1 protein-coding gene and 1 pseudogene are annotated in these 565 nt (G+C 54.2%); one reads left to right on the forward strand and one right to left on the reverse strand.

The features are described from left to right. Positions 1 to 123: pseudogene (locus IT41_RS19300) on the reverse strand (IS5/IS1182 family transposase); the annotation flags it as partial. Between the two features lie 88 nt (positions 124 to 211). On the opposite strand from IT41_RS19300, the gene IT41_RS21825 reads away from it, so the two are divergent. Continuing rightward, positions 212 to 349: a hypothetical protein gene (locus tag IT41_RS21825; RefSeq protein ID WP_231564847.1), complete on the forward strand. Its 138-nt coding sequence runs from the start codon at positions 212 to 214 to the stop codon at positions 347 to 349. Positions 350 to 565 lie beyond the last annotated feature (216 nt).

The following is a 565-nucleotide window of genomic DNA, read 5'->3' on the forward strand; positions in this document are numbered from 1 at the left end:
ATTGATGAATATTATGCCGCTCAGCACACGACGGTCGTCAACGCGTGGCTTGCCGTGGGACTTCGGGAAATAGGGTTTCAGACGCTCCATCTGCGCGTCAGTCAGCCAGAAAAGGTTGCTCATGGATCAGGTCTCCTTGCAGAGCCTGAATCACGCGAACAGCCCTAAATCAATGGGTCTGGAGCCTAGGGTCAGGACCCATAAGGCCCTGATGCATGAAGAAATTTTCGCCAATCGCCCACATGAACGTGGCAAAATGTGCCTGCGATTCGGCGTCCGCAAAGCCCAACTGGCGCGCATAGGCGCGGCCATTAATCGTCATTTCCCGCTTGCCCTGCGCGGAAACTGAATATTAAAAGTCCGGCAAGTTCTTTCGCATGAAGTCGCCCACGTACCAGTCGGCAAAGCTATCATCGTCCCTGAGGTAGCCATCGACCTTCTGTTCTTTCGTAAACTTGATCACCATATTATCCTCGCTCAGTGGCAGGCTGAATGACATTGCCGATATCCGCAGGCCTGATCATCAGCGGCTTGCCAGTCTCGACGAGGTCCATCCGCTGGCTGG

Origin of the sequence: Paracoccus halophilus (genome assembly GCF_000763905.1) — a bacterium.
Classification (GTDB): Bacteria; Pseudomonadota; Alphaproteobacteria; order Rhodobacterales; family Rhodobacteraceae; genus Paracoccus; species Paracoccus halophilus.